Annotated in this window: 26 protein-coding genes; 3 read left to right on the plus strand and 23 right to left on the minus strand. The window is 64.0% G+C overall.

Annotated elements, in window-relative coordinates; genetic code table 11:
* Positions 1-3: 3 nt before the first annotated feature.
* Both zipA and smc read right to left on the minus strand, forming a co-directional pair.
* Positions 4-816, minus strand: coding sequence for a cell division protein ZipA (zipA, locus tag IB229_RS15080; protein WP_192330390.1), 813 nt, complete (start codon positions 814-816; stop codon positions 4-6).
* A gap of 216 nt (positions 817-1,032) precedes the next feature.
* Positions 1,033-4,521 carry a chromosome segregation protein SMC gene (gene smc, locus IB229_RS15085; protein ID WP_192330392.1) on the minus strand — a complete coding sequence of 1,163 codons (3,489 nt, stop codon included), beginning with the start codon at positions 4,519-4,521 and terminating at the stop codon, positions 1,033-1,035.
* A gap of 238 nt (positions 4,522-4,759) precedes the next feature.
* Between smc and IB229_RS15090 the strand changes: the two genes are divergently transcribed.
* The gene (locus IB229_RS15090) at positions 4,760-5,392 is read left to right on the plus strand and encodes a hypothetical protein (RefSeq protein ID WP_192330394.1); all 633 of its coding nucleotides are present in this window, start codon (positions 4,760-4,762) and stop codon (positions 5,390-5,392) included.
* Positions 5,393-5,395: 3 nt separating this feature from the next.
* Here the strand turns inward: IB229_RS15090 and IB229_RS15095 are convergent, their stop codons facing one another.
* The 10 genes from IB229_RS15095 to ccmA are packed head-to-tail and all read right to left on the minus strand — an operon-like array spanning position 5,396 to position 12,723.
* On the minus strand, positions 5,396-5,806 hold the full coding sequence (locus IB229_RS15095) for a hypothetical protein (RefSeq protein WP_192330396.1): 411 nt from the start codon (positions 5,804-5,806) through the stop codon (positions 5,396-5,398).
* Positions 5,803-7,017, minus strand: coding sequence for a c-type cytochrome biogenesis protein CcmI (gene ccmI / locus IB229_RS15100; protein WP_192330405.1), 1,215 nt, complete (start codon positions 7,015-7,017; stop codon positions 5,803-5,805). Before ccmI ends, IB229_RS15095 begins: the two co-directional genes overlap by 4 nt.
* A complete protein-coding gene (locus IB229_RS15105) occupies positions 7,014-7,496 on the minus strand; it encodes a cytochrome c-type biogenesis protein (protein WP_192330407.1) in 483 nt (160 codons plus the stop codon). The genes ccmI and IB229_RS15105 overlap by 4 nt, the downstream gene beginning before the upstream one ends.
* On the minus strand, positions 7,493-8,026 hold the full coding sequence (locus tag IB229_RS15110) for a DsbE family thiol:disulfide interchange protein (protein WP_192330409.1): 534 nt from the start codon (positions 8,024-8,026) through the stop codon (positions 7,493-7,495). The genes IB229_RS15105 and IB229_RS15110 overlap by 4 nt, the downstream gene beginning before the upstream one ends.
* Entirely contained in the window at positions 8,023-9,996 is a 1,974-nt protein-coding gene (locus tag IB229_RS15115; protein WP_192331586.1) for a heme lyase CcmF/NrfE family subunit, read from the minus strand. The genes IB229_RS15110 and IB229_RS15115 overlap by 4 nt, the downstream gene beginning before the upstream one ends.
* A 17-nt stretch (positions 9,997-10,013) precedes the next feature.
* Positions 10,014-10,466 (minus strand): cytochrome c maturation protein CcmE, encoded by a 453-nt coding sequence (ccmE, locus tag IB229_RS15120; protein WP_192330411.1) that lies wholly within the window; start codon positions 10,464-10,466, stop codon positions 10,014-10,016.
* Positions 10,463-10,639, minus strand: coding sequence for a heme exporter protein CcmD (ccmD, locus tag IB229_RS15125; RefSeq protein WP_192330413.1), 177 nt, complete (start codon positions 10,637-10,639; stop codon positions 10,463-10,465). The genes ccmE and ccmD overlap by 4 nt, the downstream gene beginning before the upstream one ends.
* Positions 10,636-11,394 (minus strand): heme ABC transporter permease, encoded by a 759-nt coding sequence (locus IB229_RS15130; protein WP_192330415.1) that lies wholly within the window; start codon positions 11,392-11,394, stop codon positions 10,636-10,638. The genes ccmD and IB229_RS15130 overlap by 4 nt, the downstream gene beginning before the upstream one ends.
* Positions 11,395-11,407: 13 nt before the next feature.
* The gene (ccmB, locus tag IB229_RS15135) at positions 11,408-12,076 is read right to left on the minus strand and encodes a heme exporter protein CcmB (protein ID WP_192330417.1); all 669 of its coding nucleotides are present in this window, start codon (positions 12,074-12,076) and stop codon (positions 11,408-11,410) included.
* Complete coding sequence (ccmA, locus tag IB229_RS15140) at positions 12,073-12,723, minus strand: cytochrome c biogenesis heme-transporting ATPase CcmA (RefSeq protein WP_192330419.1); 651 nt, start codon at positions 12,721-12,723, stop codon at positions 12,073-12,075. Before ccmA ends, ccmB begins: the two co-directional genes overlap by 4 nt.
* 135 nt (positions 12,724-12,858) lie before the next feature.
* Here ccmA and IB229_RS15145 point away from each other — a divergent pair, with 135 nt between their 5' ends.
* Complete coding sequence (locus IB229_RS15145) at positions 12,859-14,400, plus strand: flagellar hook-length control protein FliK (RefSeq protein WP_192330421.1); 1,542 nt, start codon at positions 12,859-12,861, stop codon at positions 14,398-14,400.
* Positions 14,397-14,723, plus strand: a complete 327-nt coding sequence (locus IB229_RS15150; RefSeq protein WP_192330422.1) for an EscU/YscU/HrcU family type III secretion system export apparatus switch protein — start codon at positions 14,397-14,399, stop codon at positions 14,721-14,723. The genes IB229_RS15145 and IB229_RS15150 overlap by 4 nt, the downstream gene beginning before the upstream one ends.
* Here IB229_RS15150 and IB229_RS15155 read toward each other — a convergent pair.
* The 11 genes from IB229_RS15155 to IB229_RS15205 form a co-directional block, all read right to left on the minus strand.
* Positions 14,704-15,144, minus strand: a complete 441-nt coding sequence (locus IB229_RS15155) for a rhodanese-like domain-containing protein (RefSeq protein WP_192330423.1) — start codon at positions 15,142-15,144, stop codon at positions 14,704-14,706. The genes IB229_RS15150 and IB229_RS15155 overlap by 20 nt on opposite strands.
* Before the next feature lie 122 nt (positions 15,145-15,266).
* The gene (locus IB229_RS15160; RefSeq protein ID WP_192330425.1) at positions 15,267-15,671 is read right to left on the minus strand and encodes a DUF2802 domain-containing protein; all 405 of its coding nucleotides are present in this window, start codon (positions 15,669-15,671) and stop codon (positions 15,267-15,269) included.
* Positions 15,672-15,674: 3 nt separating this feature from the next.
* Positions 15,675-16,154, minus strand: coding sequence for a chemotaxis protein CheW (locus tag IB229_RS15165; protein WP_192330427.1), 480 nt, complete (start codon positions 16,152-16,154; stop codon positions 15,675-15,677).
* Positions 16,155-16,250: 96 nt separating this feature from the next.
* Entirely contained in the window at positions 16,251-17,141 is an 891-nt protein-coding gene (locus tag IB229_RS15170) for a CheW domain-containing protein (RefSeq protein ID WP_192330429.1), read from the minus strand.
* Positions 17,142-17,226: 85 nt separating this feature from the next.
* Positions 17,227-18,015: a ParA family protein gene (locus IB229_RS15175; protein ID WP_192330431.1), complete on the minus strand. Its 789-nt coding sequence runs from the start codon at positions 18,013-18,015 to the stop codon at positions 17,227-17,229.
* A gap of 52 nt (positions 18,016-18,067) precedes the next feature.
* Positions 18,068-18,946: a flagellar motor protein MotD gene (gene motD / locus IB229_RS15180; protein WP_192330433.1), complete on the minus strand. Its 879-nt coding sequence runs from the start codon at positions 18,944-18,946 to the stop codon at positions 18,068-18,070.
* Positions 18,947-18,961: 15 nt separating this feature from the next.
* Positions 18,962-19,702 (minus strand): flagellar motor protein, encoded by a 741-nt coding sequence (locus tag IB229_RS15185; RefSeq protein WP_192330435.1) that lies wholly within the window; start codon positions 19,700-19,702, stop codon positions 18,962-18,964.
* The gene (locus IB229_RS15190; protein WP_192330436.1) at positions 19,702-20,823 is read right to left on the minus strand and encodes a protein-glutamate methylesterase/protein-glutamine glutaminase; all 1,122 of its coding nucleotides are present in this window, start codon (positions 20,821-20,823) and stop codon (positions 19,702-19,704) included. Before IB229_RS15190 ends, IB229_RS15185 begins: the two co-directional genes overlap by 1 nt.
* A gap of 43 nt (positions 20,824-20,866) precedes the next feature.
* Positions 20,867-23,128: a chemotaxis protein CheA gene (locus IB229_RS15195; RefSeq protein WP_192330438.1), complete on the minus strand. Its 2,262-nt coding sequence runs from the start codon at positions 23,126-23,128 to the stop codon at positions 20,867-20,869.
* A gap of 29 nt (positions 23,129-23,157) precedes the next feature.
* Complete coding sequence (locus IB229_RS15200) at positions 23,158-23,946, minus strand: protein phosphatase CheZ (RefSeq protein WP_192330440.1); 789 nt, start codon at positions 23,944-23,946, stop codon at positions 23,158-23,160.
* 19 nt (positions 23,947-23,965) lie between these two features.
* On the minus strand, positions 23,966-24,340 hold the full coding sequence (locus IB229_RS15205) for a chemotaxis response regulator CheY (RefSeq protein ID WP_178113450.1): 375 nt from the start codon (positions 24,338-24,340) through the stop codon (positions 23,966-23,968).

The following is a 24,340-nucleotide window of genomic DNA, read 5'->3' on the forward strand; positions in this document are numbered from 1 at the left end:
CGGTTAGCGCTTGTTGGTCAGCTGCTTGCGCTCGAACTCGGCAATACGCTGACGGTAGTGTTCGATGGTCTGCGCGGTCATCACGCTGCGCTGGTCATCCTTCAGCTCACCGTTCAGTTCGTGAGCCAACTTGCGTGCGGCGGCGACCATCACGTCGAACGCCTGCTTGGGATGACGCGGGCCTGGCAGGCCGAGGAAGAAGCTCACGGCGCGGGTGCTGAACAGCTCGATGTCGTCCAGGTCGAAGGTACCCGGCTTGACACCGTTGGCCATGGAGAACAGCACTTCGCCATTGCCGGCCATGCTCTCGTGACGGTGGAAGATGTCCATCTCGCCGAAACGCAGGCCGCTTTCCAGAATGTTCTGCAGCAGTGCCGGGCCCTTGAAGCCGTCCTCGTCACGGGCGACGACGTTGATCACCAGCACCTCCTCCACCGGCAACGCTTCACGGGCGCTGCCCAGGTTCGGTTCGATGTCGTCGTCGACCGGATTCAACAGAGTCGGTACCGGCTCGTCGGTATCCAGATTGAGATCGCCCTGCTGCGGCTCGATGTTGCGACGGCGATTGAGCTCGGTGGCGCTCATCGACGGCATGTCTTCTTCGACGAACTCCGGGTCGCGCTTGCGCTCGACGACCCGCGGCGGGCTAAGCAGGTCGGGGTCGGAGCCGTCATCCGGCACGTTGCTGAAACTGTGGTCGAGCCTGAACTTCAGTTTTCCCTTGCCGCCGCGCATGCGCCGCCAACCGTCGAAGAGAATGCCAGCGATAACGATGATACCGATGACGATCAGCCATTCGCGCAGACCGATTTCCATGAAGTTTTCGAGCCCCTGAACCAGTAAAAATGATAGTGAAGAAAGGGCGTCCCGCCCCCTGAAAAACGCAGACAACTGTATGTTCTTACAGGTATTTTCTGCGTGTAACAAAATTGTGGCTTAAGCTAGCACGACGAACGGTAAAAGTGCAGCGGTGCAAGCCAATCTTGGTCGTATGGACGCGGTACAAAACGTTTCCCCGACGCCCCTTCGCGGTCAGGATTCGACCAGCGACAAGGCCTCCTCTACGTCCACCGCCACCAAGCGCGAGCAACCCGGCTCGTGCATGGTCACGCCCATCAGCTGATCGGCCATCTCCATGGCGATCTTGTTGTGGGTGATATAGATGAACTGCACGGTTTCCGACATCTCCTTGACCAGTCGCGCATAGCGGCCGACGTTGGCGTCATCCAGCGGTGCATCCACTTCGTCGAGCATGCAGAACGGCGCCGGATTGAGCTTGAAGATGGCGAAAACCAGAGCCAGGGCAGTAAGCGCCTTCTCTCCACCGGAGAGCAAATGGATGGTGCTGTTCTTCTTGCCCGGCGGCCGCGCCATGATCGCCACCCCAGTATCGAGTAGATCTTCGCCAGTGAGTTCCAGGTATGCATGGCCGCCACCGAAAACTTTCGGGAACAGTGCCTGCAGGCCGGCGTTGATCTGGTCGAAGGTGTCCTTGAAACGGTTGCGGGTTTCCTTGTCGATCTTGCGGATGACGTTTTCCAGGGTTTCCAGCGCTTCCACCAGATCCGCGTTCTGCGCGTCCAGGTAGCGTTTGCGCTCGGACTGCTGCTGGTACTCGTCGATGGCGGCCAGGTTGATCGGGCCCAGGCGCTGGATGCGCGCGGCGATGCGCTCCAGCTCCTCTTCCCAAGCCTGCTCGCTGGCCTCGCCAGGCAAGGTGGCGAGCACGCCGTGCAGGTCGTAGCCGTCTTCCAGCAACTGGTCCTGCAGCGCCTTGCGCCGCACGCTGAGGCCCTGCCAGTCCATGCGCTGCTGTTCGAGCTGGCTGCGCAGCAGCTGGGATTGCTGCTCGGCCTGGGTGCGGCGCTTTTCCGCATCGCGCAGCTCGCGGTCGGCGTCTTCCAGGGCCAGGCGCGCCAGCTTGAGTTCGTCTTCGACGCCCATGCGCTTGTCGAGCAGCTCTTCGAGCTTGATGCGCAGCTCTTCCAGCGGCGCCTCGCCCTCCTCCAGATTGAGGTTGAGCTGCTCGCGACGCTCGATGGCGCGCTCGAACTGCAGTTCCAGGCGCTCCAGGGCCTGACGGGTCGATTCATGCTGCGCGCGGATGCTGCCCAGGCGCACGGCCAGCTGATGGGCATGGTCCTTGTGCTGACGCGCGTCCTGGCGCACCCGGTCAAGGCGCTCACGCAACTGGTCACGACTGGCCAGCAGTAGCTCGCGCTGCTCGGTGTCGACGGCCATCGTATCCAGCGCGTCCTGCAGGATCAGCCGCGACTCACCGAGTTGTTCCTGCTCCAGCTCACGTTGCTCAGCCAGCTCGAACAGTTCGCTGTCCAGGCGCTGGCGGCGCAGGGTCAGTTGCTCGGCCTTGGCCTGGCCGGCGGACAGTTGCGCCTTCAGCTCACCCTGACGCCGGGCCTCTTCCTGCACGCGGCGGCGCTGCTGTTCGCGCGCCTCTTCCTGTTGGCGCTGGCTGGCTTGCAGCTGTTGCAGGCGCTCGTCGAGATCGGCCAGTGCCGCCTCACGCTCCTCGCGCTCCAGGCCCAGTTTTTCCAGCTCCTGACCACGCGCCAGCACACCGCTTTCGGCGGCGCTGGCACGGCGCACCCGGAGAAAATTGCGCCCAACCCAGTAGCCATCACGGCTAATCAGGCTTTCACCCTCACCCAGCTGTGTGCGGCGCGCCAAGGCATCGTCCAGCGTCTCGACGGGGAGTACTTGGCCAAGCCACGGCGTCAGGTCGAATGGCGCCTCGACCTTGTCCAGCAGGCTGCCTGCACTACGTGTACCGCCACGTTGCGGGTTGACCAGGCGCAGCTCGCCCTGGTCGAAGCCCTGCAGGTCGAGACCGGCAAAATCGTCGAGGAGCACCGCCTGCAGGTCGGCGCCAAGCACGGTTTCCACCGCCAGCTCCCAGCCACTGTCGACGCGCAGGCCTTCGGCCAGGCGCGGACGGGTGTGCAGTTGCTGCTCACGCAGCCATTCGGCGGCGCCCTTGCCCGGGTTCAGAGCAGCCTGCTGCAGGGCCTCCAGGGAAACGATGCGGCCACTCAGGCGCTGCAATTCGCCCTGCGCCTGCTGCTGGGCCTGGCTGGCCTGCTGCAGCTCGCCACGCAATTGCTCGAGGCGCTCGATCAGCGCTTCCTCACCGACATGCAGCTCTTCGAGGTTGAGTTCGCTGATCGCCAGTTGCTCGGCGACTTCGAGAATCGCCGCGTCTTCCGGGTCGGCAGTCAGCTGCGCCAACTCTTCGGCCAAACGGCGCTGACGCTCGGCCAGGCGCTCCAGGCTGTGTTCGAGTTGCTGGCTGCGCGACTGCTGCACTTCGGCCTGACGGCGCGGCTCAGCGCTGCGCTGGTTGAAGCCGTCCCACTGTTCCTGCCAGCCGTGCATCGCCCCTTCGGCTTCTTCCAGCGCGGCGGCCGACTCTTCGGCAGCGGCGCTGGTCAGTTCCTGTTCGGGTTCGAGCATGGCCAGCTCTTCGCCCAGGGTCGCCAGCAGAGTGCGGTCATGGCCCAGGTGCGATTCGGTTTCCAGGCGCGCGCGCTCGGCTTCGTTGAGATCGTCCTGCAATTGGCGCAGGCGCTGCTGACCGTGCTGGATGCTCTGCTCGACACGGGCAATATCGCCGCCCACGGAATAGAAACGCCCCTGCACCAGATTGAACTGCTCGGACAGCTCGTGGTGACCATCGCGCAGGCGCTCGATGCTGGCGTCGGCATTGCGCTGCTCGGCGACCAGGGCCTCGAAGGCCACTTCCTGATCGCCGATGACCTTCTCGCGCTGACCAACCTGCTGGTTCAGCGCCTGCCAGCGCAGGGCCGACAGCTGGGCCTTGAGCTGACGCTCCTCGGCCTTGTATTCCTGGTACTTCTCGGCGGACTGGGCCTGGCGGTGCAGGCGTTCGAGCTGGCGTTCCAGTTCGTCGCGCAGGTCGGTCAGGCGCGCCAGGTTCTCGTGGGTACGACGGATGCGGCTTTCCGTCTCACGGCGGCGCTCCTTGTACTTGGAGATGCCGGCGGCTTCCTCGATGAAATTGCGCAGGTCCTCGGGCTTGGCCTCGATCAGCTTGGAGATCATGCCCTGTTCGATGATCGAGTAGCTGCGCGGGCCGAGACCGGTGCCGAGGAAAATGTCGGTGATGTCACGCCGGCGGCATTTCACGCCATTGAGGAAGTAGGTGTTCTGCGAGTCGCGGGTCACCCGACGGCGAATGGAGATTTCGGCGAAGGCGGCATATTCGCCACCGAGGCTGCCGTCCGCGTTGTCAAAGATCAGCTCGATGGACGCCTGGGTCACCGGCTTGCGCGTGTTGGAGCCGTTGAAGATGACGTCGGTCATCGACTCGCCCCGGAGGTTCTTCGCCGAACTTTCGCCCATCACCCAGCGAACGGCGTCGATGATGTTGGATTTACCGCAGCCGTTGGGGCCGACTACGGCCGCCATGTTGCTCGGAAAGGTGACGGTAGTAGGGTCGACGAAGGATTTGAAGCCTGCCAGCTTGATGCACTTCAGGCGCATGCCGGAACCTCCGCGCCGCTGCGCACGGAGAACTGCAGAACAGGGCTGTCCGCTGCCGTGAAGGTCATGCTTTTCCTTGATATGCGGGGGTGCTGAACGCAAGATCGGCGGAGTTTACCACAGGGCTTTTCGCGGCCAAGACCGCTGCTTACAGGCCGCAGGCACGATACGCGCGGCGGCACTTGCAGCGGCAGGGAAAACCTTCCTAGGCTGTGTCGCATCACCCACGGAGACGTCCATGCCACACGATGATCACCCGCTAAGTGAGCCGCGTTGGCTGGAACTCTGGCAGCGTCTGGGCAGTGACGCTCTGGATGGCAGCTTTGCAGAGTTACTGACCGCCTACGGCGAGCCGCAGCGCCACTACCACAGCCACGCCCACATCCTCGCCTGCCTGCGCCACTTCGATGAATGGCGCCACCTGGCCGAACAGCCGGACCACGTCGAACTGGCGCTGTGGACCCACGACCTGGTCTACGACACCCGCCGGCAGGACAACGAAGCCGCCAGCGCCGAGCGCACCGCGCAGTGGTTGCGCGAGGCGGATCTGCAGCAACTCGCCGCACCGGTCAGTGCGTTGATCCTCGCCACCTGCCATCAGCAACCAGCGCAAGGAATCGATACCGCGCTGGTGGTGGATATCGACCTGGCCATTCTCGCCACGCCGCCGGCGATCTATGCCGAGTACGAAAGCGCCGTACGTGCCGAGTTCGCATGGGTGCCGGAGCCGCTGTTTCGCGCAGGGCGCAGCAAGGTACTGCGGCATCTGCTGGAAATGCCCGCGCTGTATCAACACGAGGCGTTGGCGCGGCGCTGGGAACAACCGGCGCGGGGCAATCTGCAGCGGGCGCTGGCCGCGCTGCAGGACTAGCGGTTACTGAGGGTACTTGCGGCCGAGGCCGGCGGGGATGCCACTGCTGTCGGTCGGCTGCCAGGGGCCGCTCGGGCTGCTCGCCCAGCTCCAGCCATCGCTCCAGCGGTAGTAGGTGCGGTCGCGGTAGTAAAGATCCGGCTGACTCTTGATCACGTAGACGTTGAGGCCGTTGTCCCAATAGCTGTTACCGCCCGGTGGCGGCGCGAAGCGCGGATGGGTCTGCTGCTGCGAGGGTTTCGGTGGCAGGCTCGGCAACGACGGCTGCGGCGTGGCCGGATAGCCAGGCTGCTGCGGTGGTTGTGGCGGCTGGCTCGGCACTGGCGGTTGCTCGCTGGGCTGGCGGCCGGTAAGGCTGCAGCCCGAGAGCACCATCAGCGCCAGCACCAGGCTATGGCGGGCTAGTGAGGTCATTTAGCTTGGTCAGCGCTGTCGATGGTCAGTTCCTGCAATTCTTGCGCAGTACTGGCGATCGGCTGGCCGCGACCGATCCACTCGCCCGCCGTGGCGTTGCCGGCGCGGGAAATACGCGCCACCAGCTGCACCTCGGGGAAACCGGAGAGCTTCAGCTGCGGCATCATCGCGTCGCTGTCACTCAGCTCGACCTCGACCGGCAGATCGGCCACGCTCAGGCGCTTGGCCGCCAGCGGCATCGGTGGACCGGAGGCGGCGCGGGCGAAGACGAATACGCTGTCGCCCGGCTGGACCTTCTCCTGCAGCGCAGCCGCCAGGGTTACGCGAACCCTGATCGCATTCACCGCCTGCTTGGCCGGCTCGGCTGCTTGCTCAGGCGCGGTTTCACCGCCCGCCAGCAAACGCTCGCGAGCACGCTCGATACCGCCCTGGATCGACGCACGCGACGGGTCTTCCGCCGGCATCTGCGCAACCAGGCGCTGCCAGTAGTCGATGGCCTCGGCGTAACGCTCGCCCTCGAAGGCGGCGATGCCGAGCAGACCGAGGCTGGTCACTTCGTTCGGATCGGCCTGCAGCGCTTCGCTGGTCAGCGCGGCGATCGACTCGGACCACTGCTTGCCATTGGCGAAGTACAACGCCTGCGCCCACTGGCCGAGCAGCTCCGGCGCGCGACCGGCAATACGCACCGCCTGCTCATAGGCCTTGACGGCGTCCGGCGCGCGGTCCTGGGCCATGTAGATACGGCCGAGGAAATACCAGGACTCGGCGGAATCCGGCTCAGCCTTGACCGAAGCCTCGAGGCGCGCAGTCATCTCGGCCATGCTCGGCTCGCGCGGCTGCTCGCCCATCGCGGCGATCTGCTGGCTGGCCCCCCAGTGCAGGTACAGACCGCCACCGACCAGCGGCACCAGCAAAGCGGCAATCAGCGGCAACGCCTTGCCCAGGCGCGAGACGCGCTCACCGGTGACGCCTTCGGTATCAGCCAGCAGCTCACGGGCCGCCTCGGCCTGCCCGGCCTGCAGTTGTTCATCGGTCAGCACGTTAGCTGCGCGCTGCCCCTGCAATTCAGCCAGGCGCTCTTGGTACAGGGCGACGTTGAGGGCGGTGCGGTCTTCTTCGGCCTGGGCCTTGCGGCCGCGCAGCACGGGAATCAGCAGGAAAGCCAGGGCGGCCAGCAACAGCAGGCCGGCGGCGAGCCAGAATTCGATCATTTGGGGTCCTGGGAGTTTTGCTGGAGCAGCGCGCTCAGGCGCTCGCTTTCAGTGGCCGACAGTGCGGCCTGCTCGGGGGCGTTTTCCACGCGACGACGGCGCACCACCAGCACGCCGAGTAGCAGCAAGCCGCCACCGAGCAGCGCGGCCGGGCCGAACCACAGCAGGTAGGTGCGTGCATCCATCGGCGGCTTGTAGCGCACGAAGTCGCCATAGCGCATGACCAGGAAGTCGACGATTTCGTCGTTGCTGCGGCCCTCTTCCAGCATGCGGAAGATTTCCCGCCGCAGGTCGGTGGCAATGGGCGCGTTGGAGTCGGCGATGTTCTGGTTCTGGCACTTCGGGCAGCGCAGCTCTTCGGTCAGGGTGCGAAAACGCTCGCGCTCGGCCTCGTCACGGAACTCGTAGGTGTCGATGGCGGCACGCGCCACGCCGACCAGGCTCAGGCCCAGCAGGCAGATGATCAACAGGCGCTTCACTGTTTTTCCTCCACCAGGGCCTGATAACGCGGCGCCAGCTCTTCACGCCAGACGCGCTCGTCGATGGCACCGACGTACTTGTGGCGGATGATGCCCTGGGCATCGATGAGGAAGGTCTCCGGCGCGCCATAAACGCCAAGGTTGATGCCCAGCGAGCCCTGCGGATCGGCGACGTTGACCTGATAAGGGTCGAGGTAGTCCTTCAACCACTTGCGCGCGGCCTCGCTGTCGTCCTTGTAGTTGACGCCGTGGATCACCACGCCGGCCTCGGCCAGGCGATTGAGCATGTGATGCTCGGCCTTGCAGGTCGGGCACCAGGTGGCCCAGACGTTGACCAACGCCGGCCCCTTGAGGTCCTTCTCGGTGATCAGGCGCTGGTCGTTCTTCAGATCCGGCAGGCTGAACGCCGGCAACGGCTTGTCGATCAGTGCCGACGGCAGCTCCGCCGGATCGAGAAACAGGCCGCGATAGAGAAACACCACCATGGCCAGGAACAGTGCCAGCGGCAGCAGCAGGATCAGGCGTTTCATGCAGTCACCCCGTTCATGCCAAGGGCGTCGCGCACGCGCGTCTTCACCTTGACCCGGTAGCGTTTGTCGAATGCCGCGAGCAGGCCGCCGAAGCCCATCATCAGGCCACCCAGCCAGATCCAGCGCACGAACGGCTTGATATGCACACGCACCGCCCAGGCGCCGTTTTCCAGCGGCTCGCCGAGGGCGACGTAGAGGTCGCGGGTGAAGCCCGCGTCGATGCCGGCTTCGGTCATCGGCATGTTCTGCACGGTGTACAGGCGCTTTTCCGGGTGCAGCACGGCGACTTCCTTGCCGTCGTCGAGCACGCGCACGGTGCCACGGTCGGAGGTGAAGTTCGGCCCCTCATGGTGCTCGGCACCTTCGAAGACGAAGCGATAGCCACCCAGCTCCAGCGACTCACCGGGCGCCAGGCGCAGGTCGCGCTCGCTGCTGTTGAGGCTCACCAGCACCACACCAACGGCGCAGACGGCGATGCCCAGGTGGGCCAGCTGCATGCCCCAGTAGCTGCTGTTGAGTGCCAGGATGCCCTTGAACAGGCCCTTGTGGCGGGTCTTGTCGAGCAGATCGCGCACGCCAGCCAGCACCACCCAGGCCGCGAGCAGGAACACCGCCAGCGCCGACCAGTGGAAATCGTCCATCAGCAGACTGGCGACTACGCCCAGAACGACGCTGCCGAGCAGCACCGGCGCGAGCATGCCGAGCAGCCACTTGACCGGCGTGTCTTTCCAGCGCACCAGCACACCGATGGCCATCACCACCATCAGCACGCCCATCAGCGGCACGAACAGGGCGTTGAAGTACGGCGGGCCGACCGACAGCTTGGCCCCGCTCATGGCGTCCAGCACCAGCGGATAGAGCGTGCCGAGCAGGATCATCGAGGCCGCGACCACCAGCACCAGGTTATTGACCAGCAGCAGCGTCTCACGCGACCACAGGGCGAAGCCGACCTGGCTCTTGACCACCGGCGCACGTATGGCGAACAGGGTCAGCGAGCCGCCGATCACCAGCAGCAGGAAGGCCAGGATGAACACCCCGCGCTCCGGGTCGGTGGCGAAGGCGTGCACCGAGGTCAGCACGCCGGAACGAACCAGGAAGGTGCCGAGCAGGCTCAGGGAGAAGGCGGCGATGGCCAGCAGCACGGTCCAGCTCTTGAACACGCCGCGCTTCTCGGTCACGGCCAGCGAGTGGATCAGCGCGGTGCCAACCAGCCAGGGCATGAACGAGGCATTTTCCACCGGGTCCCAGAACCACCAGCCGCCCCAGCCGAGTTCGTAGTAGGCCCACCAGGAGCCGAGTGCGATACCGATGCCGAGGAAGGCCCAGGCGACGATGGTCCACGGCCGCGACCAGCGCGCCCAGGCCGCATCCAGCTTGCCACCGAGCAGCGCGGCGATGGCGAAGGCGAAAGCCACGGAGAAGCCGACGTAGCCCATGTAGAGCATCGGCGGGTGAACGATCAGGCCGAAATCCTGCAGCAGCGGGTTGAGGTCGCGGCCATCGGCCGGGGCATTGGGCAGCAGGCGCTCGAACGGGTTGGAGGTGATGATCAGGAACAGCAGGAAGCCGATGCTGATCATGCCCATCACCGCCAGCACGCGGGCCAGCATCACTTCCGGCAGCTGGCGGGAGAAGATCGAGACGGCGAAGGTCCAGCCGGCGAGGATCAGCGCCCACAGCAGCAGCGAGCCTTCGTGCGCGCCCCACACGGCGCTGAACTTGTAGTACCAGGGCAGCGCGCTGTTGGAGTTGCTGGCGACGTAGGCCACGGAGAAATCGTCGGCCATGAACGCCCAGGCCAGGCAGGCGAAGGAGAACAGCAGGAAGGCGAACTGGCCCCAGGCGGCCGGCTGCGCCAGGCTCATCCACTGGCGATCACCGCGCCAGGCACCGATCAGCGGCAGGGTGGCCTGGACCACCGCCAGGCACAGGGCGAGGATCATGGCCAGGTGGCCGAGTTCTGGAATCATCAGGTTCAGGTCCATGCTCAACCCTCTTTCTTGTCGGGTTGCAGTTGGCCGCTTTCCTTGAGCGCCTTGGTCACTTCTGGTGGCATGTAGTTCTCGTCGTGCTTGGCCAGCACTTCATCGGCGATCAGCACGCCCTCCTCGTTCAACTTGCCGAGGGCGACGATGCCCTGCTCCTCGCGGAACAGGTCGGGCAGGATGCCGCGGTAGCGGATGGTCACGTTCTTGGCGAAGTCGGTGACCACGAACTCGACGTCCAGCGAATCGCCGGTGCGCTTGAGCGAGCCCTTGGCGACCATGCCGCCGGCGCGGATGCGCGAATCCTTTGGTGCTTCACCATTGGCGATCTGCGTTGGCGTGTAGAACAGGTTGATGTTCTCCTGCAGCGCCGAGAGCGCCAGGGTAACGGCGACGCCGACCCCGGCGAGAATGGCGAGGACGATGTACAGGCGTTTCTTGCGGACCGCGTTCACTGATTGTTCTCCCGGCGCAAACGGCGCGCCTCGTCTTGCAGGTAACGGCGCCGCGCCAGGATCGGCAGGGCGACGTTCAGAGCCAGCACGGCCAGGCTGATGCCGTAGGCCGACCATACGTAGGGGCCGTGGCTGCCCATGGCAAGGAATTCGGCGAAAGAAGAGAAACTCATGCCTTGCCTCCGACCAGTCGCGCCACTTCGGCCTTGACCCAGCTGGCGCGGGATTCGCGCTTGAGCACTTCCAGGCGCATGCGCAACAGCAGCACCGTGCCGAAGAAGCAGTACAGGCCGAGCACCGAGATCATCAGCGGCAGCCACATGTCCGCGCTCATGCTGGCCTTGCCGGTGACCTTGAAGGTGGCCGGCTGGTGCAGCGTGTTCCACCACTCCACCGACTTCTGGATGATCGGGATGTTCACCGCACCGACCAGCGCCAGCACGGCACAGGCCTTGGCGGCGCTGTCGCGATTACTGATGGCGTTGCCCAGGGCGATGATGCCGAAGTAGAGGAACAGCAGGATCAGCATCGAGGTCAGCCGCGCGTCCCACACCCAGTAAGTGCCCCAGGTCGGCTTGCCCCACACCGCGCCGGTCACCAGGGCGATGAAGGTCAGCCAGGCACCGATGGGCGCGGCCTGCTGCAGGGCGACGTCGGCCAGCTTCATCTTCCAGATCAGCCCGACCGCGCCGGCCACCGCCATCAGCAGGTAGCAGGACTGGGCGAGAAAGGCCGCCGGTACGTGGATGTAGATGATCCGATAGCTGTTGCCCTGGTACTTCTCCGGCGGCGCAAACGCCAGCCCCCAGATCAGACCGATGGCCAGCAGCAGAACAGCGGCCACGGCGAGCCAGGGCAGCCAGCGCCCGCTCATCTCATAGAACCACTTGGGGGAGCCCCATTTGTGAAACCACGTCCAGTTCATCACGGCAACTCTATTGTTATTCGCCGACGCTGATCTTCAGGCCGGCGGCAATCGCGAAAGGTGTCAGGGTGACCGCCAGGGCAGTCAGGCTGGCCAACCACAACAGGTGACCAGTCGTCGGCAATCCTTGCAGGGCCGCCTGCAACGCCCCGCTGCCAAGAATCAGCACCGGGATGTACAGCGGCAGAATCAGCAGCGCCAGCAGCAAGCCGCCGCGCTTGAGACCAACCGTCAGTGCCGCGCCGACCGCGCCAAGCAGGCTCAAGATCGGCGTGCCCAGCAGCAGCGACAGCAACAGCACCGGCAGGCAGTTGCCCGGCAAACCGAGCATCAACGCCAGTACGGGCGACAACACCACCAGCGCCAGCCCGGAAAAAACCCAGTGTGCCAGTACCTTGGCCAATACCAGAAGAGGCAGGGGGTGCGACGAAAGGACCCACTGCTCCAGCGAACCGTCCTCGAAATCACTGCGAAACAGTCCGTCCAGCGAGAGCAGCACCGCGAGTAGCGCGGCCACCCACACCAAGCCTGGCGACAGACGTTGTAACAGTTGGGTTTCCGGGCCGACGGCCAGAGGAAACAGGGCAATGACGATAGCGAAGAACACCAGCGGGTTGGCCAGCTCCGCCGGGCGGCGGAACAACAGGCGTGATTCACGCGCGACCAGTTGCAGGAACACACTCATGCTGCGCGCCGCCCCAGGTCCAGTTCGCGATAGCCGGACGGTTTTTCGCCGAGCGTGTGGTGCGTAGTCAGCACCACGATGCCGCCCTGCTCGCAGTGCTGAGCCAGATGCGCCTCGAGCTGTGCAACGCCAGCCTTGTCGAGCGCAGTAAACGGTTCGTCGAGAATCCACAGTGGCGGCGAGTCGAGGTACAAGCGAGCCAGAGCAACGCGGCGCTGCTGGCCGGCGGACAGGGTGTGGCACGGCACGTCTTCGAAGCCACGCAGGCCAACCGCCGCCAGTGCCTGCCAGATCGCCTCGCGCGGCGCCGGCCGGTGTAACGCGCAGAGCCAGGCAAGGTTTTCCTCGGCGGTAAGTAAGCCTTTGATGCCGGCTGCGTGGCCGATCCAGACCAGGCTGCTGCCCAGTTCGCCCTGTTGTCGCGTCAGCGGTTTGCCATGCAGCAGCACCTGACCGGCGGTGGGCTGCATCAGCCCGGCGAGCAGACGCAGCAGGCTGGTCTTGCCACTGCCGTTGGGGCCGCTGACCTGCAGCATGGCGCCATTCGCCAGACTCAGATCGAGGCCCTCGAACAACAGGCGCCAGTCCCGCTCGCAGGCAAGGGCTTGGGCTTCTAGGTGCGAACTGGTCAAGTCATGGCTACCCATCAGGGGTTCAAGTCGGCAGTGTCGCGGCCGCTATACTGACGCAAGTTGAATGCGCAGCCGGCCCGAACGGGGCGGCATTATACATGCCGGGCTCCGCCCTCGAACCCGGCTTTTTCGACAGGGTGTAACCCGGCAATGGCAGAAATCAGTAGCCCTCGCCCACTTCCCGCAACAGCCCCCACGGTACGCCCGAGCAATGTCGCGGCGGACATGGCGGTGAAGCTGCTGCAGCCGCTCGACGGCCTGCTGGCCGCCGGGGAAACGGCCAAGGCCGAAGTCGTCTCGCTCAAGGAGTCGGCGCAGAGCTTCCAGGTGTTGCTCAAGCTGACGCTGGAAAGTGGCAAGCAGGCCACGCTGGAAGCCAGCAGCTCACGTCCGCTGGCGCAGGGCACCGCCCTGGCCGTCACCGCCCTGTCGGAAACCCGCCTGGCGCTGGCCCTGCAAACCGGCGGCAGCACTGCGCTGACCAGCCTGGACCTGGAGCAGCTGCCGCTGGGCACCGTGCTGCAGGGCAAGGTCGAGGCCCGCGAATTGCTCACCCAGCCACGCGCACAGCAGGCCATCTACAAGGTGCTGGTCAATCTGCTCAATACGCCGTTGGCCGGCAGCAAGCTGGCCGTGGAGACGCCGCTGCAACTGCCCATCGGCAGCCTGCTCACCGCCCAGGTACAGGGCAGTCAGTCACTGAACTTCCTACCGCTAACCGGTCGCCTCGATCAATTGGTACTGGGCCAGCAACTGGCGGCGCAGCAAAGCCGTCAGGGCTCGCTGGAGGGGCTGTTCAAGGCCCTGCAAAGCCTCGGCGACAACGCCCCCGACGGCGTGCGCCCGAGCATTGAAAAACTTCTTGGCCTGCTGCCGGACGGTGGCCAGCTGAGCACGGCCAAGGGCCTGGCCCAGGCGCTGGAGAACAGCGGCCTGTTCCTCGAAGCCAAGCTTCTCGGCGGCCAGGCCAATGGCCTGCCCAATGACCTCAAAGCCAACCTGCTGCGCCTGGTCGCCCAATTGCTACCGAACCTGCCGGCTGGCGCAACCTCGCTGCAGGCTGCCAACGCGGGCGGCGCGTTAGCCCAGGCGCTGCCGGCATTCGTGCGCAATGCGCTGGGCAACCTTGGCCAGAACAATCTGCGCCAGCAGGCAATGAGTTTTCCGCTGCCCTCGCGGCTGCTGCAGGCGATGGGCGAAGACGCCGACCTGGAAGCCCTGCTCAAACTCGCCGCCGCCGCGGTCTCGCGCCTGCAGACTCATCAGCTGTCGAGCCTGGCGCAGACCCAGACCACCGCAGAAGGCAACCTGCTGACCACCTGGCAACTCGAACTGCCAATGCGCAACCAGCAGGACATCGTGCCGTTGCAGATCAAGCTGCAGCACGAGGAACAGGCGGCCAGTAGCAAGAAGGATCAGAAAGAGGCCGTGTGGCGCGTGGAGCTGGCGTTCGACCTGGAACCACTGGGCCCGCTGCAGGTACAGGCGCAGCTGATGCACGGCAGCTTTTCCAGCCAGCTGTGGGCGGAACGCGCCAGCACCGTCGAACTGGTCGATCACGAACTCGGCCACCTGCGCGAACGCCTGCAAGCCGCCGGCCTCGAGGTGGGCGACCTGGCCTGCCGTCAGGGCATGCCACCACAGGGCCGCAAGGCTCATCTGGAACAACGCTGGGTGGATGAAACCGCATGAAGCAGAAACCCAGCCGCCAGGCGATCGCCCTCTCGTATGACGGCAGCAGCGCACCGAACCTGACCGCCAAGGGTGACGACGAGCTGGCGGAAGCGATCCTGGCGATCGCCCGCGAGTACGAAGTGCCGATCTACGAGAATGCCGAACTGGTGCGCCTACTCGCGCGTCTGGAACTGGGTGACGCGATCCCCGAGCAGCTGTACCGCAGCATCGCCGAGATCATCGCCTTCGCCTGGTACCTCAAGGGCAAGTGCCCGGCCGGCTTCGGTGAGGATCGCGACGTAACCCCACCGCTGCCGCTGCTTAACGGGCCTCGCGGATAAAAGCCAGCAGCCCGCTCTGCCCTCCCTTGTCGAGCGGGAAATCCAGCAACTGCCAGGCAAAGTAGCCGGAGCGAAAGTAGAACACCTGCTGATAGCCCCAATCGACCGCCAGCTGCGCCGCCTGTGCGCTGGCCGGGCAGAAGTCATTGTCGCAATACATCACCAGCGGCGTTTCCCGGGGCCAGTGCGGCTGCGCCAGGCTGGCGAAGTGCTCATCCAGGCTCAGGTGCACCGCCCCCTTCACGTGCCCCCACTGCCACTCCCGGGCCGAGCGGACATCAACGAACAGCGCACCGTACTCGTACAGCCGTCGCGCCTGCAGCGCGTCCACGGTGGTGGCGCCGCTCACCGCTTGCGGCGCCTCGCTGGCGTGGGCAGGAGAAATAATCAGCAGAAAGATCACGAGCATGCCAATGCGCATGAGCGGCCTCCGGACGGGAATCGGCAGACTTTTCAGCTTAGGCAGGCTGGCGCACGAGGTTTAGAACCCTTTGCATGGGTTCCCGGCGGCTTAAGAACAACAGAGGGAGGACAGGCCCGCGTTCAGGAGCGCTGTTTCTGTACTTTGTGCAGCTTGCTGACCAGCTCGGCCTCGGCCTTGGTCAGCCCGCAGGACTGGGTCAGATCATCGACGCTGGCGCCCATGCCGACCAGGCGCGCGGCCTGGGTGAACGACAGGCTGGAGGGGTCGCGCTGCTCGATCTGGGTCAGCTTGTCCGGCAAGGGCGCGACGATGCGGCGCAGGTCGTGCAGCTCCTCACCCATGCGAATGCTGCCGGTGAGGTAGGTATCGAGACGGCGACTGAGCTCCTTAATCCGCTGATCACGAACGGCGTCGCGCTCGCTCTGCAACTGGGCCTGCTGACGCAGGCCCATCGACAGCCACAGGCAGGTGCCTGCCAGCGCCACGCAGAACACGCCCAGTACCGCCACCGCGATCTCGAGCATGAATCAGATGCTCTCCAGCTCGGACCATTCCTCTTCAGACATCATCTTGTCCAGCTCGACCAGGATCAGCAGCTCGCCGTTCTTGTTGCAAACGCCCTGAATGAACTTGGCCGACTCGTCGTTACCCACGTTAGGCGCGGTTTCGACCTCGGACTGACGCAGATAGACCACTTCGGCCACGCTATCGACCAGGATACCCACCACCTGCTTGTCCGCCTCGATAATGACGATGCGGGTGTTGTCGGTGACCGGCGCCGGATCGAGACCGAAACGCTGGCGCGTGTCGATCACGGTGACCACGTTGCCGCGCAGGTTGATGATGCCCAGCACGTAGGCCGGCGCACCCGGAACCGGGGCGATCTCGGTATAGCGCAGCACTTCCTGGACCTGCATCACGTTGATGCCATAGGTCTCGTTATCCAGGCGGAAGGTTACCCACTGCAGAATGGGATCTTCGGAACCTTGCGCGGACGTTTTCTTCATATCCCTAGCCTCGTCTAAAACCGCCCACGGCGGCATACGCGGGTGCACCCCGCTGTCATCACTATAGAGCCCCGTGTGAAACGTGGCCTGTTCAATTTATCGGCCGAGCGCGTTGCCCTGCTTGCGAGTCGCGCCGCTGGCGATCAACTCGGCCAGGGCCGCTACATCGACCAGCGCGCACATGTGTTCGATCACCGTACCAGCCAGCCAGGGGCGCTGCGCGCGCTGGCTACGCCATTTCACCTCATCAGGCTCCAGGCGGATAGAGCGGCTGACCTGATGCACTGCTAGCCCCCACTCGTAACCTTGTACCGAAATCACGTACTGCAGGCCATCGCGAAAATCGTCGCGGTAGCGTTCGGGCATGACCCAGCGTGCGGTATCCAGCACCTTCAGGTTGCCCGCTTGGCTCGGCAGGATACCGAGGAACCAGTCCGGTTGGCCAAACAACGGCGTGAGTTCGGCATTCGCCAGCGGATAGATCGATCCCAGGCAGACCAGCGGAACCGCCAGGGTCAGGCCGGCGACATCGAACAACAGGCACTCGAACGGCTCGTCGGCCCAACTCGGCCGCCCCTCGAAACTCAGCGGTGGCGGTGGCGTTTCCAGCTGCGGTTGCAACTCGGCAACGGGCTCAATCACCGGCGCCTGCACTACCGGCTCCGGCTCGTCGGGCACGTCGATGACGTCGGGAATCTTCAATTCGATGGTCGGCAGCACCTGTGGTCGCGCTTCGGCCACAGCCAGCGGGCGTTCGGCCAAGGTAGTGGCCAACACTGGACGCGGTGTCAGCCGCGCGTCACGTACTTGCTCTTCGAGCACTGCCGCTTCGAACTCATCGAAATTGACGTCAGCATGCAGCTCGACGACCTTTTGCTCCGGCTCGACGCTCTGTTGCAGCTCGACAGCCGCCTCCTGCAGCAATGCATCCAGATAGGACTGCAGCGCCAGCTGGGGTCGGTTGGAGGTGGCAACAGGACGACTCATAGGGGAATTCCAGAAAACGGGCCTGTACAACCTATCGGCAGGCCAGCCGGGTGACTTGAATGCGGGTATGCAAGCGCGGTGCGCATCAGGCCACCCGACTCGACAACTGGGTCGCCAGCAGGTGCTTGAGCAACGCCCGGTAGGCGATCACGCCACGGCTGTTGCCATCGAATTGCGAGGGCGTCAGCCCTGCCCGGCTGGCGTCGCGCAAGCGCGTATCTATAGGGACATAAGCCTGCCACAGATGTTCCGGATAGGCATTGCGCAGCGTGCGCAGCGTGGTCATGGACGCCTGCGTGCGGCGGTCGAACAGGGTCGGCACGATGGTGTACGGCAGCGCCTGCTTGCGCGAGCGGTTGATCATCGCCAGCGTGCTGACCATGCGCTCCAGCCCCTTCACCGCGAGAAACTCGGTCTGCACTGGAATCACCAGCTGCTGGCTAGCTGCCAGCGCATTGACCATCAGCACCCCGAGCAGCGGCGGGCTGTCGATGATGGCGTGGTCGAAGCGCTCCCACAGCTGCGCCAGACTCTTGGCGATCACCAGCCCCAGGCCGTTCTGCCCGGGCGACTGGCGTTCCAGTGTGGCCAGCGCCGTGCTCGATGGCAGCAAGGCGATGTTTTCATGGCTGGTCGGCAACAGCAGGTCCGCAGGCAGGCCTTCAGGCACGCTGCCCTGATGCAGGAACAGGTCGAAGTTGCTGTGCTCCAGGGAATCCGGATCGTGACCGAAGTAGCTGGTCATCGAGCCGTGCGGGTCGAGATCGACCACCACCACACGCTTGCCGGCATCAGCCAGCAGGCCCGCCAGTGCGATGGATGAGGTGGTCTTGCCGACCCCGCCTTTCTGATTGGCTACTGCCCAGACTTTCATGTTCTTCGTCCCCCCGGCACGGTGCACACCTTACCGAGACGTAATGGCTGGCTCATGGCGCAGGCGTCGGATTATTGGCGGAACCCGCATCGGGAACCGCGCCTGACGTCGCCGGTGCAGGTTGCGTGCCAGCGCGTCGCAGGGCTTCATCCGGTTTGGCATTGGCACTGCCGACCCCGCTGATACTGCGCCGTACATCCAGATTGCGCGAGACCACCAGTACCACACGACGGTTACGCGCACGCCCTTCCTCGGTGGCGTTATCGGCTACGGGCTGGAATTCGCCGTAACCCACCGCAGCCATACGTCCGGGATTCACCCCGTCCATGGCCAACATACGCACGATGCTGGCAGCGCGCGCGGTGGACAACTCCCAGTTGCTGGGAAACATCGGTGTACTGATCGGCTTGTTGTCGGTGAAGCCTTCAACATGCACGGGATTTTCGTAGGGCGCGAGGATCTTCGCCACCTTCTCGATCAACTGGAAGGCCATGTCGTTCGGCACCGCGTCGCCACTGGGAAACAGCAGGCTGGAATTCAGCTCGATCTCGATCCACAGCTCATTGCCACGCACGGTGAGCTGCTCGGAATTGATCAGGTCACCAAAGGCCTCGCGTACGCTGTCCGCGATCTCCACCAGGGGATCGCTGGGCGTGCTCGACTGGCTGGGCTCGCTTTCGTCGACCATCGACTGGTCCGGTGCGGTGGTCTTGGGGCGCGTTTCACCAATAGGAATAGGCTTGATCGCCCGTTCGGGCTCGCTGAACACGCCGACCAAGCTGTCCGACAAGACCTTGTACTTGCCCTCGTTGATCGAGGAAATCGAGTACATCACCACGAAAAAGGCGAACAGCAGGGTGATGAAATCCGCGTAGGACACCAGCCAGCGTTCGTGATTCTCGTGTTCTTCCTGACGGCGCCGACGGGCCATGGCTGCCCTACTCCATCAGTCCATGAAGCCTTGCAGCTTCAGCTCGATGGAACGGGGGTTTTCACCCTCGGCGATGGAGAGGATGCCTTCGAGCAACATCTCCCGGTAGCAGGACTGGCGCGCAGCGATGGCCTTGAGCTTGTTGCCGACCGGCAACAACAGCAGGTTGGCGAACGCGACGCCGTAGATGGTCGCAACGAACGCCACGGCGATGCCACTGCCGAGCTTGCTCGGATCGGCCAGATTGCCCATGACATGAATCAGGCCCATCACCGCGCCTATGATGCCGATGGTAGGGGCATAACCGCCCATGCTCTCGAACACCTTGGCAGCCTGGATATCGCGGCCTTCCTGGGTGTACAGATCAACCTCGAGGATGCTGCGGATCGCTTCTGGCTCGGCGCCATCGACCAGCAGCTGTAGGCCTTTGCGTGCGTACGGGTCGGTCTCGCTGTCGGCAATCGGCTCCAGGCCCAGCAGGCCTTCCTTGCGCGCGGTCATGCTCCAGCCGACAACGCGGTTGATGCCGCCAGCCAGGTCGATATGGGGAGGAAAGATGATCCAGCGCAGAATCACCAGCGCGCGCTTGAACACGCTGAGCGGCGCCTGTAGAAACGCCGCGCCCAGCGTACCGCCGATGACGATCAGCGCCGCCGGGCCATTGAGCAATGCACCGACGTGCCCACCCTCGAGGTAATTGCCGCCGATAATCGCGACAAACGCGAGGATGACGCCGATGAGGCTCAATACATCCATCAGACGCAGGCCTCTGCCAGGTGCCGACCGATGTCTTCGAGCCCGTATACCGCATCCGCCAGGTTGGCTTTAACCACCGCCATCGGCATGCCATAGATCACGCAACTGGCCTCATCCTGCGCCCAGACCTGGCTACCGCTCTGCTTCAGCAGGCGCGCGCCTTCGCGGCCATCGGCGCCCATGCCGGTCAGTACCACGGCCAGCACCTTGTCGTTGAACGACTTGGCGGCCGAACCGAAGGTGATGTCGACGCAGGGCTTGTAGTTCAAGCGCTCGTCACCGGGCAGGATGCGCACCGAACCGCGCGAGTCGATCATCATCTGCTTGCCGCCTGGGGCCAGCAGCGCTACGCCCGGGCGCAGCAGGTCGCCGTCCTCGGCTTCCTTGACGGAAATTCGGCACAGCTTGTCCAGACGCTCGGCAAAAGCCTTGGTGAAGGCCGCCGGCATGTGCTGGATCAATACGATCGGCGCCGGGAAGTTGGCCGGCAGCTGGGTCAGAACGCGTTGCAGGGCAACCGGCCCGCCGGTAGACGTGCCAATCGCCACCAGTTTGTAGGCCTTACGCTTTGGGCTCGCACCACCTGCCGTCGGGCTCGCCGGCGCGGCTGCGCCAGCGCTGCTTGAAGTACGCGCCGGAGCCGCAGGCGCCGCACTCTTGCTGGCAGGAGCAGGCGCGCTCGACGGCGTCGGCGCAACCGGGTTGTAGGCGCTGTAGCGACGATTGCTGCGCGCGATGGTGTGAACCTTCTCGCACAGCATCGCCTTGACCTTGTCCGGGTTGCGCGAGATGTCTTCGAAGTTCTTCGGCAGGTAATCGACCGCCCCCGCATCCAGCGCATCGAGGGTAACGCGCGCGCCTTCGTGGGTGAGCGAGGAGAACATCAGCACCGGTGTCGGGCAGCGCTGCATGATGTTTCGCACAGCGGTGATGCCGTCCATCATCGGCATCTCGTAATCCATGGTGATCACGTCCGGCTTGAGCGCCAGCGCCTGATCGATCGCCTCGCGGCCATTGGTCGCGGTGCCGATTACCTGGATATTCGGGTCGGCGGAGAGGATTTCCGAAACCCGGCGTCGGAAGAAGCCGGAATCGTCCACCACCAGGACCTTGACTGCCATAAACACTCCTGAGCGCCCTGGCGTCATGCCAGGGCGCAATCAATCAGATGCGACGTGCGTAGCGCTTGAGCATGCTCGGCACATCGAGAATCAGCGCAATGCGGCCGTCGCCGGTGATGGTTGCACCGGACATGCCTGGAGTGCCTTGCAGCATCTTGCCGAGCGGCTTGATCACCACCTCTTCCTGGCCGACCAATTGATCGACCACGAAGCCGATGCGCTGGCTGCCCACGGTGAGAATCACCACATGCCCCTCACGCTGCTCCTCGTAGCCAGCGCCACGCACCAGCCAACGCTTGAGGTAGAACAGCGGCAGCGCCTTGTCGCGCACGATGACCACTTCCTGACCGTCGACCACGTTGGTGCGCGACAGGTCGAGGTGGAAGATCTCGTTGACGTTGACCAGCGGGAAGGCAAAGGCCTGGTTACCGAGCATGACCATCAGCGTCGGCATGATCGCCAGGGTCAGCGGCACCTTGATGACGATGCGCGTGCCCTGGCCTTTGGCCGAGTAGATGTTGATGGTGCCGTTGAGCTGGGAGATCTTGGTCTTCACCACGTCCATGCCGACACCGCGGCCGGAAACGTCGGAAATCTCGGTCTTGGTCGAGAAGCCCGGGGCGAAGATCAGGTTGTAGCACTCGGATTCGCTCAGGCGATCGGCCGCATCCTTGTCCAACAGGCCCTTCTCGACCGCCTTGGCACGCAGAACGTCCGGGTCCATGCCGTTGCCGTCGTCGGAGATCGACAGAAGGATGTGGTCACCCTCCTGCTGCGCGGCGAGGATGATCTTGCCACCACGGCTCTTGCCCGCGGCTTCGCGCTTCTCCGGCAGTTCGATGCCATGATCGACCGAGTTGCGCACCAAGTGGACCAGCGGATCGGCAAGTGCTTCGACCAAGTTCTTGTCCAGGTCGGTCTCTTCGCCGACCAGCTCGAGAATGATCTCTTTCTTCAGGTTGCGCGCCAGATCGCGGACCAGGCGCGGGAAGCGTCCGAAGACCTTCTTGATCGGCTGCATGCGGGTCTTCATGACCGAGGTCTGTAGATCCGCGGTGACCACGTCAAGGTTGGAGACGGCCTTGGCCATCGCCTCGTCGCCACTGTTCAGGCCCAGGCGCACCAGACGGTTACGCACCAGGACCAGCTCACCGACCATGTTCATGATCTCGTCCAGGCGAGCGGTATCGACGCGTACCGTGGTTTCGGCTTCGCTGGCGCTGTTGGCCTTCTCGGCAGCAGGTGCCTGGGCGGCAGCGGCGGGAGCAGGCGCAGGGGCGGCAGCTGGTTTGCTCGCTTCCACCTTGGCCGCCGGTTTGGGCGCAGGCTTGGCCGGCGCAGGCGCAGCGGCCGGTTTGCTGACGGGGGCAGCAACCACGGGCGCGGCCTGGACAACCTCTTCGCTGAACTTGCCCTTGCCGTGCAACTGGTCGAGCAATGCCTCGAATTCGTCGTCGGAGATGTTATCGCCACCGCCCGCTGCGGCGGGAGCCGGTGCTACAGCGGCGACAGGAGCAGGTGCTGGCGCGGCAACTGCCGGCTCGACGAACTTGCCCTTGCCATGCAGCTGATCGAGCAGCGCTTCGAATTCGTCGTCGGTGATTTCATCGCCGCCACCGGCAGCCGGGGCTGCAACAGGCGCCGCTGCTGGAGCAGGTGCGGCGGCCGGAGCCTTGGCCTCGGGCTCGACGAACTTGCCCTTGCCATGCAGCTGATCGAGTAGCGCTTCGAATTCGTCGTCGGTGATTTCATCACCCGATGCAGCAGCAGGTGCCGGCGCTTCGCTCGGGGTATCACCGATAGCATCGAGCAGTTGCTCGAATTCACTGTCGGTGATGTCGCCGGAAGCCGCCTGCGGTGCAGCCGGCGCTTCAGGTTCCTCCTCGACCGCGGCCGCCGGCGCCTCATCGGCTCCTTGCGGTTCGGCCAGGCGCGCCAAGGCAGCCAGCAGCTCCGGCGAGGCCGGCGTCGGCTCGACGCGCTCGCGCACCTGACTGAACATTTCGTTGACGGCATCCAGTGCCTGCAACACCACGTCCATCAGCTCGGCAGTGACCCGACGTTCACCCTTGCGCAGGATGTCGAATACGTTCTCGGCAATGTGGCAGCACTCCACCAGCTCATTGAGCTGGAGGAACCCGGCCCCACCCTTGACGGTGTGGAATCCACGGAAAATCGCATTGAGCAGGCCCGTGTCATCTGGGCGGCTTTCCAGCTCAACCAGTTGCTCGGACAATTGTTCAAGAATTTCGCCGGCCTCTACCAGAAAGTCCTGGAGGATTTCTTCATCGGCGTCGAAGCTCATCATTGCGCTCCAAAGGCTCTGTTAGAGCCTTAAAATCCTAGGCTGGACAGCAGATCGTCGACATCATCCTGATTGGATGCTACATCCTCACGCTTATCGGCATGAATCTGCGGACCTTCACCCTTGGAAGGCTCTTTTTGTTTTTCTTGCTCTACGCGCAGTGTTTCGTGGTCATGCTTGATACCGGCAAAGCGGTCCACATGACTGGCCATCAACACCAGTTTCAGCAAGTTACCTTCCACTTCCGTAACCAACTGGGTTACACGCTTGATCACCTGACCGGTGAGGTCCTGGTAATCCTGCGCCAGCAGAATATCGTTGAGGTGCGCCGAGAGTTTCTGGCTGTCGCGGTCGCTGCGGGCCAGAAACAGTTCGATACGCTTGGCCAGCTCGCGGAACGCATCGGCGCTGAGTTCCCGGCGCATGAAGCGCCCCCAGTCAGCACTCAGGCTCTGCGCTTCGCTGCCCAAATCGTTGACCAGCGGCGCGCTCTGCTCGACCAGGTCCATGGTGCGATTGGCCGCGTTCTCGGTCATCTGCACAACGTAGGACAGCCGCTCGGTAGCGTCGGTGATCTGTGAAATTTCCTTGGCGTGCGGCATCCGCGGATCGATCTGGAAATTGACGATCGCGCTGTGCAGCTCGCGGGTAAGCTTGCCTACTTCCTGATACAGGCCACGGTCGCGTGTCTGGTTCAGTTCGTGGATCAGTTGCACCGCCTCGCCGAAGTGACCTTTTTCGAGGCTGTCGACGAGCTCGCGGGCATGAACTTTCAGGGTCGACTCTAGTTCGCCCAGTGAAGAATCTTCGTTTGCCATAGCGCCCTCGCGGCGGACATCAGCCGTTAACCCGTTCGAAGATCTTCTCGATCTTCTCTTTCAGTACCTGGGCAGTGAACGGCTTTACTACATAACCGTTAACGCCAGCCTGGGCCGCTTCGATGATCTGATCGCGCTTGGCTTCAGCTGTCACCATCAATACAGGCAGGGTTTTCAGACGCTCATCGGCACGCACCGCGCGCAACAGGTCGATACCCGTCATGCCCGGCATGTTCCAGTCAGTCACCAGAAAATCGAAGCTACCGCTTTGCAGCATCGGCAATGCTGTGGTGCCGTCATCAGCCTCGGCGGTATTGGTGAAACCCAAATCGCGCAAGAGGTTCTTGATGATCCGTCGCATCGTCGAAAAGTCGTCAACGATGAGGATTTTCAT

The organism is Pseudomonas sp. PDM14, assembly GCF_014851905.1.
GTDB lineage: Bacteria > Pseudomonadota > Gammaproteobacteria > Pseudomonadales > Pseudomonadaceae > Aquipseudomonas.